This window comes from Streptomyces sp. NPDC016640, assembly GCF_043076215.1.
In the GTDB taxonomy this organism is placed as follows: Bacteria; Actinomycetota; Actinomycetes; order Streptomycetales; family Streptomycetaceae; genus Streptomyces.
Map to the genome: position 1 here is coordinate 90,463 of NZ_JBIBRG010000004.1, position 12,867 is coordinate 103,329.

14 protein-coding genes, 2 pseudogenes and 1 riboswitch are annotated in these 12,867 nt (G+C 73.6%); of the genes and pseudogenes, 5 read left to right on the forward strand and 11 right to left on the reverse strand.

Annotation, left to right across the window (positions count from 1 at the left end):
* A complete protein-coding gene (locus tag ACF07S_RS09755; protein ID WP_391973857.1) occupies positions 1-1,281 on the reverse strand; it encodes an adenosylmethionine--8-amino-7-oxononanoate transaminase in 1,281 nt (426 codons plus the stop codon).
* Positions 1,274-2,458, reverse strand: a complete 1,185-nt coding sequence (gene bioB / locus ACF07S_RS09760) for a biotin synthase BioB (protein WP_391973858.1) — start codon at positions 2,456-2,458, stop codon at positions 1,274-1,276. The genes ACF07S_RS09755 and bioB overlap by 8 nt, the downstream gene beginning before the upstream one ends.
* A 147-nt stretch (positions 2,459-2,605) precedes the next feature.
* Between bioB and ACF07S_RS09765 the strand changes: the two genes are divergently transcribed.
* The gene (locus ACF07S_RS09765; RefSeq protein WP_391973859.1) at positions 2,606-3,733 is read left to right on the forward strand and encodes an 8-amino-7-oxononanoate synthase; all 1,128 of its coding nucleotides are present in this window, start codon (positions 2,606-2,608) and stop codon (positions 3,731-3,733) included.
* Between the two features lie 70 nt (positions 3,734-3,803).
* Here ACF07S_RS09765 and ACF07S_RS09770 read toward each other — a convergent pair whose 3' ends face one another.
* Both ACF07S_RS09770 and ACF07S_RS09775 read right to left on the reverse strand, forming a co-directional pair.
* On the reverse strand, positions 3,804-4,028 hold the full coding sequence (locus ACF07S_RS09770) for a DUF397 domain-containing protein (RefSeq protein WP_391964236.1): 225 nt from the start codon (positions 4,026-4,028) through the stop codon (positions 3,804-3,806).
* A gap of 9 nt (positions 4,029-4,037) precedes the next feature.
* Positions 4,038-4,898: a helix-turn-helix domain-containing protein gene (locus ACF07S_RS09775; protein ID WP_391964235.1), complete on the reverse strand. Its 861-nt coding sequence runs from the start codon at positions 4,896-4,898 to the stop codon at positions 4,038-4,040.
* A 212-nt stretch (positions 4,899-5,110) separates the two neighbouring features.
* Here ACF07S_RS09775 and ACF07S_RS09780 point away from each other — a divergent pair, with 212 nt between their 5' ends.
* The gene (locus ACF07S_RS09780; RefSeq protein WP_391973860.1) at positions 5,111-5,572 is read left to right on the forward strand and encodes an ATP-binding protein; all 462 of its coding nucleotides are present in this window, start codon (positions 5,111-5,113) and stop codon (positions 5,570-5,572) included.
* 60 nt (positions 5,573-5,632) lie between these two features.
* Here ACF07S_RS09780 and ACF07S_RS09785 read toward each other — a convergent pair whose 3' ends face one another.
* The 5 genes and pseudogenes from ACF07S_RS09785 to ACF07S_RS09805 form a co-directional block, all read right to left on the reverse strand.
* Positions 5,633-6,106, reverse strand: coding sequence for a C40 family peptidase (locus tag ACF07S_RS09785; protein WP_391964233.1), 474 nt, complete (start codon positions 6,104-6,106; stop codon positions 5,633-5,635).
* A 3-nt stretch (positions 6,107-6,109) separates the two neighbouring features.
* Positions 6,110-6,312, reverse strand: a riboswitch (cyclic di-AMP (ydaO/yuaA leader).
* 333 nt (positions 6,313-6,645) lie between these two features.
* A complete protein-coding gene (locus ACF07S_RS09790) occupies positions 6,646-6,951 on the reverse strand; it encodes a hypothetical protein (RefSeq protein ID WP_391974108.1) in 306 nt (101 codons plus the stop codon).
* 10 nt (positions 6,952-6,961) lie between these two features.
* Positions 6,962-7,306: an ATP-dependent Clp protease proteolytic subunit gene (locus ACF07S_RS09795; protein ID WP_391964342.1), complete on the reverse strand. Its 345-nt coding sequence runs from the start codon at positions 7,304-7,306 to the stop codon at positions 6,962-6,964.
* Positions 7,258-7,359, reverse strand: a pseudogene (locus ACF07S_RS09800) (ATP-dependent Clp protease proteolytic subunit); the annotation flags it as partial. The pseudogene ACF07S_RS09800 and the gene ACF07S_RS09795, both read right to left, overlap by 49 nt.
* Positions 7,360-7,425: 66 nt before the next feature.
* A complete protein-coding gene (locus ACF07S_RS09805; protein ID WP_391964232.1) occupies positions 7,426-8,427 on the reverse strand; it encodes an ABC transporter permease in 1,002 nt (333 codons plus the stop codon).
* 105 nt (positions 8,428-8,532) lie between these two features.
* Between ACF07S_RS09805 and ACF07S_RS09810 the strand changes: the two genes are divergently transcribed.
* Positions 8,533-9,159, forward strand: a complete 627-nt coding sequence (locus tag ACF07S_RS09810; protein WP_391964231.1) for a TetR/AcrR family transcriptional regulator — start codon at positions 8,533-8,535, stop codon at positions 9,157-9,159.
* Positions 9,147-9,800, forward strand: a pseudogene (locus tag ACF07S_RS09815) (urease accessory protein UreD); the annotation flags it as partial. The gene ACF07S_RS09810 and the pseudogene ACF07S_RS09815, both read left to right, overlap by 13 nt.
* A gap of 54 nt (positions 9,801-9,854) precedes the next feature.
* On the opposite strand, the gene ACF07S_RS09820 reads toward ACF07S_RS09815, so the two are convergent.
* On the reverse strand, positions 9,855-10,580 hold the full coding sequence (locus tag ACF07S_RS09820) for a lysophospholipid acyltransferase family protein (RefSeq protein WP_391964230.1): 726 nt from the start codon (positions 10,578-10,580) through the stop codon (positions 9,855-9,857).
* A gap of 575 nt (positions 10,581-11,155) precedes the next feature.
* On the opposite strand from ACF07S_RS09820, the gene ACF07S_RS09825 reads away from it, so the two are divergent.
* Positions 11,156-11,611, forward strand: coding sequence for an RpiB/LacA/LacB family sugar-phosphate isomerase (locus ACF07S_RS09825; protein WP_391964229.1), 456 nt, complete (start codon positions 11,156-11,158; stop codon positions 11,609-11,611).
* Positions 11,612-11,634: 23 nt separating this feature from the next.
* On the opposite strand, the gene ACF07S_RS09830 is transcribed toward ACF07S_RS09825, so the two are convergent.
* On the reverse strand, positions 11,635-12,864 hold the full coding sequence (locus ACF07S_RS09830) for a PP2C family protein-serine/threonine phosphatase (protein WP_391964228.1): 1,230 nt from the start codon (positions 12,862-12,864) through the stop codon (positions 11,635-11,637).
* Positions 12,865-12,867: the final 3 nt, after the last annotated feature.

Consider the following 12,867-nt stretch of genomic DNA (forward strand, 5'->3'; position numbering starts at 1 on the left):
TCATCCCTCCTTCGCCGCCGCGCACACCGCGCGCGCGACGAGCGCCACGTCGGCGTCGCCCGTCACGTACGGCGGCATGGTGTAGATCAGATCGCGGAACGGCCGCAGCCACACCCCTTCGCGCACGGCGGCCTCCGTGGCCGCCGCCATGTCCACCGCGTGATCGAGCTGCACGACCCCGATGGCGCCCAGCACCCGCACGTCCCGCACCCCCGGCAGCCGCGCGGTCGGCGCCAGCCCTTCCCGCAGGCCCGCCTCGATCCGCCCGACCTCCGCGCGCCAGTCCTGCCCCAGCAGCAGTTCGACGGAGGCGCAGGCCACGGCCGCCGCCAGCGGATTGCCCATGAACGTCGGACCGTGCGCCAGCACCGGCACCTCACCGCGCGCGATGCCCTCGGCCACCCGCGCGGTGCACAGCGTCGCCGCCATGGTCAGATAGCCTCCGGTCAGCGCCTTGCCCACGCACATGACGTCCGGCGCCACCGCCGCGTGCTCCGCCGCGAACAACGCCCCGGTGCGCCCGAATCCGGTCGCGATCTCGTCGAACACCAGCAGCACGTCGTGCGCGTCGCACGCCTCCCGGAGCACCCGCAGATACGCGGGGGAGTGGAACCGCATGCCGCCCGCGCCCTGCACCACCGGCTCCACGATCACCGCGGCCAGCTCACCGGCGTGCCGCTCGACCAGCTCCCGCAGGTGATCGGCGTACGACTCCTCGTACCGCTCGGGCGGGGCGTCGGCGAACACCTGACGGGGCAGCACCCCGGACCACAGCCGGTGCATGCCGCCGTCGGGGTCGCACACCGACATCGGCTGCCAGGTGTCGCCGTGGTAGCCGCCCCGCCAGGTCAGCAGCCGCCGCTTCGCCGGCCGCCCCAGCGAACGCCAGTACTGCAGGCACATCTTCACCGCGACCTCGACCGACACCGATCCGGAGTCGGCCAGGAAGACGTGTTCCAGCCCTTCCGGTGACATGTCGACAAGGAGCTTCGCCAGCCGTACGGCGGGCTCGTGCGTGAGCCCGCCGAACATCACATGACTCATCCGGGCGAGCTGCTCGCCGGCCGCCTCGTTGAGCACCGGGTGGTTGTAGCCGTGGATCGCCGACCACCAGGACGACATCCCGTCGACCAGTTCGCCCGAGCCGTCGGCGAGCCGCAGCCGCACCCCGCTCGCCGACTCCACGACGAGCGGTTCCCGACGGCCCGGCATGGGCCCGTACGGATGCCAGACGTGCCGCCGGTCGAGCTCCAGCAGTTCGGCGACGGACCGCTCAGGCATTGGGCGCGAGGTCCGTTCCGGCGCCCCGGCGGCGCACGGCGACCAGATCGGTGCGCGGCCCGTCGGCACCTCGTGCGGCCCCGTCACCGGCGTCCGCACCGGCGGGCGCCGCACCGGTCGGCGCCGCACCGCAGGCGCCGCCGCTCCCGTGGGAGCCGCAGGCGCCGCCGCCCGCCCGGTGCTCGGGCAGTGTCACCTGGTCGGTGCCCTCCACCTCGAACCCGGCGTCCGCGATCATCTCCAGGTCCGCCCTGCCCGCCTGGCCCTCGCTGGTGAGGTAGTCGCCGAGGAAGACCGAGTTGGCCAGGTGCAGCGCGAGCGGCTGCATCGTGCGCAGGTGCACCTCACGGCCGCCGGCGATCCGCACCTCGACGTCCGGGCAGACGAACCGGACCATCGCCAGGATCCTCAGGCACCGCTGCGGGGTCAGGTTCCATTCCTTGGCGAGCGGCGTGCCCTCGAACGGGATCAGGAAGTTGACGGGCACCGAGTCCGGGTCCAGCGCGCGCAGCGAGAAGACCACGTCGACCAGGTCCTCGTCGCTCTCGCCCATGCCGGCGATCAGCCCGGAGCAGGCGGAGAGACCCGCCGCGTGCGCCTTCCGCACCGTGTCGACACGGTCGGCGTAGGTGTGCGTGGTGGTGATGTCCCCGTACGTCGACTCCGACGTGTTGAGGTTGTGGTTGTAGGCGTCGGCGCCCGCCTCGCGCAGCCGCTCCGCCTGCCCCTCGGAGAGCAGTCCGAGGCAGGCGCATACCTCGACGCCCTCGTTCCGGTCCTTGATGGCCCTGATGGTGTCGGAGACGCGGTCCACGTCGCGGTCGGTCGGACCCCGCCCGCTGGCCACCAGGCACACCCGCTTGGCGCCGCCCGCGAGCCCCGCGGCGGCCGCCCGCGACGCCTCGTCGGGCTTGAGCCAGGTGTACTTCAGGATGTCGGCCCCGGAACCGAGCCGCTGGGAGCAGTAGGAGCAGTCCTCCGGGCACAGGCCGGACTTGAGGTTGACGAGATAGTTGAGCTTCACCCGCCGGCCGAACCAGTGCCGGCGCACCTTCCCGGCCGCGGCCACCACATCGAGCAGGTCGTCGTCGGACGTCGCGAGGACGGCCAGTGCTTCCCCACGGGTCGGCGTCTCGCGCCGAAGCCCCTTGTCCACCAGCGTGTTCAGCAGGTCCATGAGAGCCGATCCTGTCCTACCCGGCCCACTCGGGCCAAGGAGAGTTCGTACAACAGAGGCACTTCGAGGTGTGGGTATTGCCACACAGAGGTCCGCAGGTCCACCCACTAGTGTCTGTGCACTGCCTACAAAATCCCCGGAGGACCCATGGCGTTCGGCTGGATCGACGAGCAGGCGGACCGGCGCCGCCGGGCCGGACTCGTGCGCACCCTGCGGCCCCGGGCCGCCGGTTCACCGCTCCTGGATCTGGCCGGCAACGACTACCTGGGTCTCGCCCGGCACCCGGAGGTCACCGAGGGCGCGGCCCGTGCCGCGCGGACCTGGGGCGGCGGATCGACCGGCTCCCGGCTCGTCACCGGCACCACCGAACTCCACACCGAGCTGGAACGCGAACTGGCCGCCTTCTGCGGCTTCGAGGCGGCCCTGGTCTTCTCCTCCGGCTACGCGGCCAATCTCGCCGCCGTCACCGCGCTGGCCCCGCACGGCTCGCTCATCGTCTCCGACGCGGGCAACCACGCCTCGCTGATCGACGGCTGCCGGCTGGCCCGCGGCACGACCCGGGTCGCCGCGCACGCCGACCCCGACGCCCTCCGCAAGGCACTGGGTTCGCACGGGGGACCGGCCGTCGCGGTGTCCGACACGGTGTTCTCGGTGGACGGCGACGCAGCCCCGCTCGGCGCGCTGGCCGAGGCGTGCCGGGAACACGGTGCGGGCCTGGTGCTCGACGACGCGCACGGCCTCGGCGTACTGGGCGAGGGCGGCCGAGGGGCCCCGCACGCGGCGGGCATCGCGGGCGCCGACGACGTCGTCGTGACGGTGACGCTGTCCAAGTCGCTGGGCAGTCAGGGCGGAGCCGTGCTCGGCCCGGCCCGGGTGATCGAGCACCTGGTCAACGCGGCGCGGACGTTCATCTTCGACACGGGGCTCGCCCCGGCGGCGGCGGGCGCGGCCCTGGCGGCGCTGCGGCTGCTGCGCCGCGAGCCCGAACGCGCGGCGCGGGCGGGTGCGGTGGCGCGGGAACTGCACGCCCGGTTGACGGCCGAGGGTCTGGAGGCGGCGCGTCCGGACGCCGCGGTCGTCTCCGTGCGCGCCCCTTCCCCGGAGCAGGCCGTGCGATGGGCGGCCGACTGCCGGGCGGCCGGCCTGTCCGTGGGCTGCTTCCGTCCTCCTTCCGTACCCGACGGCATCTCACGGCTCAGACTGACCGCCCGCGCGGACCTGTCCGGGGCGGAGATCGAACGCGCTGTACGGGTGATCGGCGAGACGCGGCCATGAGTCGGCGGGGCACGGTCGTGCGTCGCACGATGACGGGTGGAACGGCCGGGTCAGCGGATGCGGGGCCGCATCAGCGGACCGCGGTCACGAACCCCGCCCAGCTCTCGGGGGAGAAGAGCAGCGCGGGTCCGGCCGGGGTCTTGGAGTCGCGCACGGCGAGCAGTCCGGCCAGGGGGCCGGTGGCCGGCCGGGCCGTCTCGACGCAGTTGTTCGCCCCCGTGCTGTAGCTGCTGCGCAGCCACCGCGCACCGTGCAGTGCGAGGCTGGAAGGAATGGTCCGAGGCGGTGTGGGCATCGTGCCTCCTTACGCGCCGGCTGCTGCGCCGGCGATGAAATCCAACGAGTCCTCTGGCGAAAGGGCGTGGACCGAAAGGGCGTTGAAGGCTTCCACGTAGGTCCTGAGGTCTTCTTTCCGCTCCAGATGGAGGCTACTCGTCAAGTGGTCGAGAACAACCACATCCAGATCGGAAGTGCGCGAAAATGAAAAGATTACGAAAGGGCCGGTAACCCCGATGTGTGCCCCCGCGGTGAACGGCAGGACCTGCAGCCGCACCTGGGGAAGCCGGGCCGCCTCGACCAGCCGGGTCAGCTGCCGGGCCATCACGCCGGGACCACCGACCTGGCGGCGCAGCACCGCCTCGTCCAGGACCGCGCTCAGCTCCAGCGGCGGGTCCGCCCGCAGCACGTCCTGCCGGGCCAGCCGTACCTCCACCAGGGCGTCCAGTCGTTCCTCCGACGTGCCCTCCAGGGCGGCCTCGGTCACCGCCCGCGCGTACTCCGGGGTCTGCAGCAGCCCGGGGATCACCGTGGTCTCCAGGGTGCGCATCGCGCTCGCCTGCGACTCCAGGCTGATGAAGTCGCGGTAGGTGGGCGGCAGCACACCGCGGTAGGCGTGCCACCAGTGGTGCCGGCCGGCGCCGTCGCCGGTGCCCGACAGCACCAGCAGCAGCTCCCGCAGCTGCGGATCGGACACGCCGTAGACATCGAGCAGTAAGCGCACATCGGCCGGCTTCACCCCGCTCGTGCCGGTCTCGATCCGGCTCACCTTCGACTGGTGCCAGCCCGCCAGCCGGGCCGCCTCACCACTGGTGAGCCCCGTCGAGGCGCGCAGCGCGCGCAGCTCCGCGCCGAGTTTCCGGCGGCGCACCGCGGGGCCGTACTGCATGGACCTCTCCCTACTCCTTCCGAGCCGCCCGGATACGGTCTCCCGTCGCAGAGTTCACCGCTTTGAGCGACAGATATATGCATATCTTGGGGGATCGTCGCCCTATGCCGTGCGGGGGTGGCAGTCTGGCGACGAAGCACCAGTGCGGGACCGTACTCGAACCAACCGCTCCGTGTCGGACTGCGGTCCCGTGGGAAAGGGACGACGTCGCCATGGCAGATCACCTGGAAGCATCCGTCACTCTGCCGAGCGATCCCGCCTCGGTCCCGGCCGCCCGTGCGCATGTGGTGGGCACACTGCTGGAATGGGGCATGCCGGCGGATGCGGAACTGTCCGACACCGTCCGGCTGATCGTCTCCGAACTCGCCACCAACGCGGTGCAGCACACGCTGGGGCAGTCGCCCACGTTCACGGTGGACGTCGTCCTGGTCCGCGACGAACAGCTGCACATCGGTGTGACGGACAGTCATCCCCGGCTTCCCAAGCGGCTGCCCGCCGCGGTCCAGCAGGACAACGGCCGGGGGCTGGTCATCATCCGCTGGCTGACCGCGGAGTGCGGCGGCAGGCTCAGAATCCGCCCCACGCGTGAGGGCGGCAAGACCGTCTCGGTGGCGCTCCCGTGGACCGTCCGGTCCGCCGGAGCGGTCACGGCGGCGGGGCGGCAGGAGCCGTAGGAGGTGGGCCCGCCGGTCACGGTGGCGGGGCGGCGGCGTGTCGGGCCGCCGCCCCGCGGATCACTTCACCCGGCCGTACCAGACGCTGCGGGACCAGATCTTCTGCAGACGCACCACGTCCCCGGTCTTCGGGGCGTGCCAGATCTTGCCCTGCCCCGCGTAGATGCCGACGTGGTACACGTAACTGCCCGAATGGAAGAAGACCAGGTCTCCCGCCCGGCGGCTGCCGGCGGAGATGTGGCGGGTCTTGTTGTACTGCTGGGCGGCGGTGCGCGGCAGTTTCTTGCCCGCCTTCTTGAACGAGTACAGCGTCAGACCCGAGCAGTCGAACCTGTGCGGTCCCACGGCGCCCCACTGGTACGGCGAGCCCTTCTTGGCGGCGGCGATGCGCAGGGCCTTGGTGGCCGGGGTCGCGGCCGCCGCCTCCGAGGCGACGCCGGGGACCGCGATGGAGCCGCCCACGGCGGCCAGGGTGAGGGCCGAGGCCGTGCCGGCCCGGGCCATGAGAGACGGGACACGATTGAGCGCAGTCATGCGCAACCCTTCGTCAGCCGCCTGTGAAGGATGACCTGTCGGATTCGGGCTGGCGAAGTTGCCCGGCCGCACGAGTGCGGCTTCACCCCAAGGACTGCTCGGAACTGACGTCCCGGCGGCCCGTCGTGCTCGGGTCCTCCACTCCTGCCGATCCACTCCTGTCGACCGGTCATCCGGGTGGCGGCAGGACTCGGCGTCCACCCGGATCGCCCCGCCGCGGCGGCGGGGTCTTGTCGTCAGTCAGGGATCTTGGCCCATGAAGGGATCGAAAACCCAACGGAACGGGGGGTTTGTGTTGTTACTCACCACTCCACCGTTCGGATGGACACCTGCCCGTCCGGGTCGCCGTCCAGGGCGCCGGTGAGCCCCGGACCAGCGAAGAAAAGCCCGATTCCGCCTTCGGGCGCGCGCGTTGCGCAACTTCGGCGCCCCGAAAACAGCAGCCTCGTCTACGCCGGATGGAGGTACGCCGTTCGGTCCGTTTCAACTCCGGACGGGACGCGCCGTCGTCGGGGGTGCCGTGCGCATCGGCCCGGGCGTCAACTGCCCGGGTCCGGCGGGAGGGTGACCCGGGCCGCGCGCCGTTCCCCGTCCAGCACCCGCAGCGCGCGGGCCAGGGTGGCGGCGTGCAGTTCGCTCTCACCGCGCCGGTGCATCAGGGTCAGCGCGTCGCGCAGTGCGACGGCCGTGCCGACCAGCGCCCGGGCCGCGCGCAGCCCGCGGTAGGTGTCACCGCCCAGGGCCGGATTGACACGGCCGAGCAGATCGACGACCTCGGGGCAACGGCCGGTCGATTCGGCCTCGGCGCGGGTCGACGCGGGCAGCGGCGGCAGTTCCGGTGGCAGCGTCCGCGGCTCACTTCGCGTCCGGGGCGGGGTACGCGCTCCGGCGGGCGGGCACGATCCGGTCCGCCGGTCCGTAGTCCACCGCCGCCCGCGCGTCGAGGACCGTGTCCCGCTCGACGTCCGCCCGGACCCGTTCCGCGGTACGGCCCGTGTGCCGGACCAGCATCTCCTCCATGCGGGACCGGACGCGGGTCGGCTCCTCGGCCCGGACCGCCGGATCGTCGGTCCGGCCCTGGACGGGTTCCTCGACCGGGGCAGGCGGAGCAGCAGGCGCGAGCCGGGCAGCACCGCTCGCCTGCCCGGGGTGCCGGCGGCCGGCAGCACCGCGGCCGTCCCCTCCGCCCGGCCCGGACAGACCGTCTCCACGTCGCAGGTGACGTAACACAGCGTGTCGTAGAACGCGGACATGGCGTGGAAGGAGCCGCCGGGGGGAGAGGGCCGGCCGCCTCCCAGGGCGCCGGCCGTGCGGTCCGATCAGCCGACGGGGGCCGGGCCGCGTCCGGACGCGGGCCCGGGCTTCCCCGTACGTTCCTTCAGCGGCCCGGCGAGGAGCACGGCGCCCAGCCCCAGAGCGGCCCACCAGGTCAGCGTCAGGGCCGGGCCCGCCGCGGCCGCGCCGTCGAAGAAGGACACCGAGCGCAGCAGCGACACGCCCGCCCCCGGGGGCAGCCACTGGCCGATCGCACCGGCCGGTTCGGGCAGCATCTCCGGTGCCGAGGCCGCCCCCGAGAACGGGTTGCCGAACAGCATGATCACGAAGGCGCCGAGCCCGATACCGGCCTGCCCGAGGAGCCCCGCGAGTCCGGCGACCGTCGCGCCCATGGCCAGTGCGGCCAGCCCGAACGTCGCGGCCACGGCCCACCAGTTCCCGGGGACCGCGTCCAGCCAGCTGTGCGCCAGTGCCGCGGCCACCGCGCCCACCAGGACGGCGGAGCCGGCCAGCGCGGCGAGCGCGCGGGCGCCGCGCAGCCCCAGCAGTGTCACCGCGGCGCCGCCCGCGATCCCGGCCAGGGCCAGGGGCAGCACGCTGGTGTTCATCACCGCGCCCCGCGGATCCCGTTCGGCGGCGGGTACGACGTCCACGGTGGTGACCGGCGTGCCGGAGGCGGCCGCCGGCTGCGCCACCGCCTCCTGCAGCAGCTGGGCCACGGCCGGGCTCGCGGCGGACGCGGTGAGCAGCCTCGGGCCCCGCTCCGTGACGACGACCGCGCCGTACACCTCGCGCTTCTCCACGGCCTCGCGGGCGGCGGCCTCGTCGGCGTAGCGGTGCAGCTCGAAGGCGCCCTCCTGCCGCTCCAGCCGCTGCTCCACCGGTGCCGTGGCGGCGGCGGGGCCGGCCACGCCCAGCGGCAGGTCGTGGGGTGCCGTGCGGGCCGCCGGCCAGGCGAAGGCCCACAGGGCCAGCGCCACCAGGGCGGGGATCAGCACCACCACGGCGGCGACCCGGCGGTGCGGAGACAACGAGGAAGGGGACATGAAGACTCCCGCATCAAAAAGAAGGATCGTTCGTTTTAGTTCTTCCCCACCGTCCCGCTCCGCTGTTTCCTTGTCAAGAAGGAATGTTCGTTTTAGATTGCCGCCATGGCCCGTGTATCCCAGGAACACCTCGACGCCCGCCGCCGCCAGATCCTCGACGGCGCCACGCTCTGCTTCGCCCGCAACGGCTTCCACGCCACCTCGATGCAGGACGTGCTCAAGGAGGTGGACCTCTCCGCCGGAGCCGTCTACCGGTACTTCAGCGGGAAGGACGAGCTGATCGCCGCGATCGTGACGGAGGTGCTCGGCACGGTGCGCGACATCTACGAGCAGGCCGCGCGGGAGAGCCCGCCGGCCACCCCGGACGTGCTCATTCCGCGCACCCTGGCCCGGATGCGGGAGCTGCGCCCGGCGACGCTGGACGGCGAGTGGATGTTCCCCCGGCTGATGATCCAGGTGTGGACCGAGACCAACCGCAGTCCGGAGCTGGCGGCCGCGCTGGTCGAGGGGTACCAGCTGGTCCGCGCGGCCTGGGGGAGGGTCGTCGAGGGCTACAAGGACGCCGGACTGATGTCCCCGGACGCCGACACCGACGCCATGGCCCGGGTGCTGATCGCGCTCGTCCAGGGTTTCGCGGCCCAGACGGCCCTGTTCGGCGGGACCTTCGAGGAGGCGCTGGGCGACGGCCTGCGGGCGCTGATGACGGTGCGCCCGCCCGCGGTGGGCGACTGACGCGGCGGACGCGGGGGAGCGGTGCCGAAGCGCACGTCACGCCGGCCGGCGCCATGAGCGGCCCGCTCGGCGGGGACCACCTCACGGTGCGGGCCGACGCGCAGCCGGGCGCCCGGCTGCGCGTCGGCCCGGCCGCCGCCCTCGCCCTGCCGGGTCCGCACCGGGGGCGGGGCGCGCTACGAGGTACGGCTCACCGTCGCGGCCGGGGGCGAGCCGCACTGGCTGCCCGAGCAGTTGATCTCCGCCGAAGGGAGCGACCTGACGTCGCCGCACGGGCCGGCCCCGCCCGCGGCGCGCGGCTCGTGCTGCGCGAGGAGCAGGTGCTCGGGCGGGCCCCGGGGAACGGCCGGGACGGCTCACCTCCCGTCTGACCGTGCGGATCGCGGGACGTACCGTCCTCGACCAGGAACTCGCCTGCGGCCCCGGGCGGCCGGGACGGTCCCGCCGTGCTCGGCGGACATCGGGCCGTCGGGCAGCTGCTGGTCGTGGCAACCGGGTTCGAGGAAAGGCCGGTCGCCGCGGAAGCACCGGGTGAGGGGGCCGCCGTCCTGCCGCTCGCCGGCCCCGCCGCACCGGTGACCGCCGTGGCCCCCGACGCGCTGCGGCTGCGGCGCCTCCTGGACGAGGCCCCGGCTTCCCTCACCGGGCGGACCGGTCCGGCAGGACGCGGGCGCCGGCGCCGCGGGCCCGGGCGGTCAGCTCAGCGGCATGCGCGGGAACCGGCGCCTGTCCTCCGCCCCGCGCTCGGCTTCCTCGGCCTTGGCGACGGCCGCGTACTGGTCGACGTACTCCTGCCCGGACAGGTTGAGGACGGCGTACATGATCTCGTCGGTGACGGCGCGCAGGATCGCCTTCTCGTTCTCCATGCCCGCGTAGCGCGAGAAGTCCAGCGGTGCGCCGAAACGGATCGCCACGGGGCGGATGCGGGGGATCTTCCTGCCGGGCGGCTGCGCCTCGAAGGTGCCGATCATCGCGCACGGGACCACCGGGACACCCGCCTTGAGCGCCATCACCGCGACACCGACCTTGCCCTTGTAGAGGCGGCCGTCGTGCGAGCGCGTGCCCTCCGGGTAGATGCCGAGCAGTTCCCCCTTGCCGAGCACCCCCAGGCCCTCCCGGATGGCGGCCTGTCCGGCGTCCTTGCCGGAGCGGTCGACCGGGATCTGCCCCGCGCTGTGGAAGAAGAACGCCGTCAGCCGGCCCTTGAGTCCGGGCCCGGTGAAGTACTCGGCCTTGGCCAGGAAGGTGATGCGCCGTCGGAGCACCGCGGGCATCAGGAAGTGGTCCGAGAAGGACAGGTGGTTGCCGGCGACGATGGCGGCGCCGGACGGGGGCACGTGCTCCAGGCCCTCGATCCGGGGCCGGAAGAGCAGTCTCAGCAACGGGCCGAGCAGCACGTACTTGAGCAGGTGGTAGAACACGGTCGCTCCTCATTCACCAGGTCCGCTTCGAACCGGGGTCTCCCGGGCCGGGCCGGGATCGCGGCACTTGGTTCACGTGTACCCGTTGTCACTGTGACCCTGTTCGGTCGAGCGCGTGCCGACCTGATGCTGACATCCCTGACTCGCAGTCAGCCCCATGGTGCCAGTGAATCCCCGGGGAGCACAGCGGCCGGTCACCGACGCCGAGGCGGGGGAGCGGGACGGCGCCGGCCGGAAGCCGGTGCGCGGTGCCGGTCCAAGGTCCACGCGACCGCGCCGGCCGCTCCGCCGCACCCTGCCCCGCGGTCACCACACCGTCCTCCACGGGAACGGCGCGGACCCCGGCGCGGGGGAGCGCCAACTGCTCACCGCCGCCCGCGCCTTCCCCGTCCGGTCGCGTCCGCACGTCTGTACGCGGCCCGCTCGCGCGGGCCGCGACGCGGCCGGCGGAACGGCGGCGGGTCCTGGGGCGAGAGAGGCCTTCGTGCCCTGGGAGGCTCCGTGCCCCGTGCGGAGGTCATGCTCCCGGCCGCGACCGCATGCCGTCGGCCGGCCGGCCGAGTAGGCTCCGGAGCATGCGGATCTCCGTCTCCTCCGACATGGACGAACCCGTCGCCCGCGCCCTGGTCGCCGAACTGCGCGAGCGCGGCCACGAGGTACGCGCGCACGGCGCCCTGAGCCCCGGGGACGACGCGCAGTGGGCCTTCTGCTCGGAGGCGGCGGCCCTCGAGGTCGCCGACGGGACGGCGGACCAGGCGGTGGTGTGCTGCTGGACCGGCACCGGCGCCTCGATCGCCGCGAACAAGGTCCCCGGGGTCCGGGCCGCCCTGTGCACGGACGCCTGCACGGCGGACGGCGCGCGCCGCTGGAACGACGCCAACGTGCTGGCGCTCAGCCTGCGGCTGACGTCCGTTCCGCTGCTGAAGGAGATCCTCGACGCCTGGTTCGCGGGCGCGCCCAGCGAGGACCCGGAGGACCGGCGCAACGTGGACCGCACGGCACGGCTCGACCGGGCGCGCACCGGCTCCTGAAGCGCGCTCCCCTCACGGGCCGGTCACAGCCGCACGACGACCAGCGCCGTGTCGTCGGTGGCACCGCCGGGCGGCAGCAGCTCCAGCAGCACGGTGTCCGCGAGGGTCTCCGGATCCTGCGCCCGGTGGCGGCGCAGGGCGTCGGCCAGCCGGAGCAGGCCGGTGTCGATGTCCTCCCGGCGCCGTTCGACCAGTCCGTCGGTGTAGAGCACCAGGGTCGCCCCCGGCTCGAACGCCGTCGCCGCCTCGGGCCTCGGCGTCGGATCGGGGCGGGCGTCGAGCGGCGGGTCGGTGGCCCGGTCGAGGAACTCCACGCGCCCGTCGCGGTGGAGCAGCACGGGCGGGGGATGGCCGGCACTGCTGTAGGTGATGGTGTGCCGGTCGAAGTCGATGAAGGTCGCCACCGCGGTCGCCGACTCGGCACCGTCCACCACGTGGGCGTAGCGGCCCACGACGTTCAGCGCCTGGGCGGGACCGTCCGCCACCCGGGAGGCGGCGCTGAGCGCGCTGCGCAGCTGGCCCATGACACCGGCCGCCGCCAGACCGTGCCCCACCACATCGCCCACGGACACCCCGATGCGGTGCCCGCCCACCAGGTCGACCAGGTCGTACCAGTCCCCGCAGACGTTGAGCGCGCCCACCGCGGGCCGGTAGCGCACGGCGGCCCGGTGGTGGCCGACCTGCCGGCGGGCGGGCAGCATCGCCTCCTGCAGCGCCAGGGCCACCTCGCGCTCCCGGGCGTGCGCCTGGCGCAGCCGGTTGTTGAGTTCCTGCAGCTCACGGGCGCGGGCGTACAGCTCGGCCTCCAGCATCCGTCCCTCGCCGCCGCCCGCGCGGCCCCGGGCCCGGATCAGCTCGGTGACCTCCTCGACCCGGTGCACGATCAGCGCGACCCTCCCGTCGGGGCCGAGCACCGGGGTGTTCACCGGGCTCCAGTAGCGCTCCTCCCACCCCCCGGGCCGCTCGAGGCTCTCCACGTCGTAGCGCTGCAGGGCCATGGTGTCGCGCTCGCCGGTGGACAGCACCCGGAGCAGTGACGCCCGCAGGTTCCGCGCGCCCATGGACTCCGGGTCGTCCGGATGGTCCGGGAAGACGTCGAAGAGGAAGCGGCCCACCATGGCCTCGCGGGAGCGGCCGGTCCCGCGGACGTACGCGTCGTTGACGTCCGCGTACACCAGATCGGGGGTCAGCAGGGCCACCATGCCGGGCAGGGCCCGGTAGACCGCCGTGTAGTCGATCGACGCCTCCGCCACGGG

Excerpts from the sequence above, each read along its gene's own strand:
- ACF07S_RS09775 (WP_391964235.1), bottom strand. The coding sequence starts at position 4,898 with ATGCAGTACGGCCCCGCGGTGCGCCGCCGGAAACTCGGCGCGGAGCTG.
- ACF07S_RS09785 (WP_391964233.1), bottom strand. The coding sequence starts at position 6,106 with ATGACTGCGCTCAATCGTGTCCCGTCTCTCATGGCCCGGGCCGGCACG.
- ACF07S_RS09755 (WP_391973857.1), bottom strand. The coding sequence starts at position 1,281 with ATGCCTGAGCGGTCCGTCGCCGAACTGCTGGAGCTCGACCGGCGGCAC.
- bioB (WP_391973858.1), bottom strand. The coding sequence starts at position 2,458 with ATGGACCTGCTGAACACGCTGGTGGACAAGGGGCTTCGGCGCGAGACG.
- ACF07S_RS09825 (WP_391964229.1), top strand. The coding sequence starts at position 11,156 with ATGCGGATCTCCGTCTCCTCCGACATGGACGAACCCGTCGCCCGCGCC.
- ACF07S_RS09805 (WP_391964232.1), bottom strand. The coding sequence starts at position 8,427 with ATGTCCCCTTCCTCGTTGTCTCCGCACCGCCGGGTCGCCGCCGTGGTG.
- ACF07S_RS09810 (WP_391964231.1), top strand. The coding sequence starts at position 8,533 with ATGGCCCGTGTATCCCAGGAACACCTCGACGCCCGCCGCCGCCAGATC.
- ACF07S_RS09780 (WP_391973860.1), top strand. The coding sequence starts at position 5,111 with ATGGCAGATCACCTGGAAGCATCCGTCACTCTGCCGAGCGATCCCGCC.
- ACF07S_RS09770 (WP_391964236.1), bottom strand. The coding sequence starts at position 4,028 with ATGCCCACACCGCCTCGGACCATTCCTTCCAGCCTCGCACTGCACGGT.
- ACF07S_RS09765 (WP_391973859.1), top strand. The coding sequence starts at position 2,606 with ATGGCGTTCGGCTGGATCGACGAGCAGGCGGACCGGCGCCGCCGGGCC.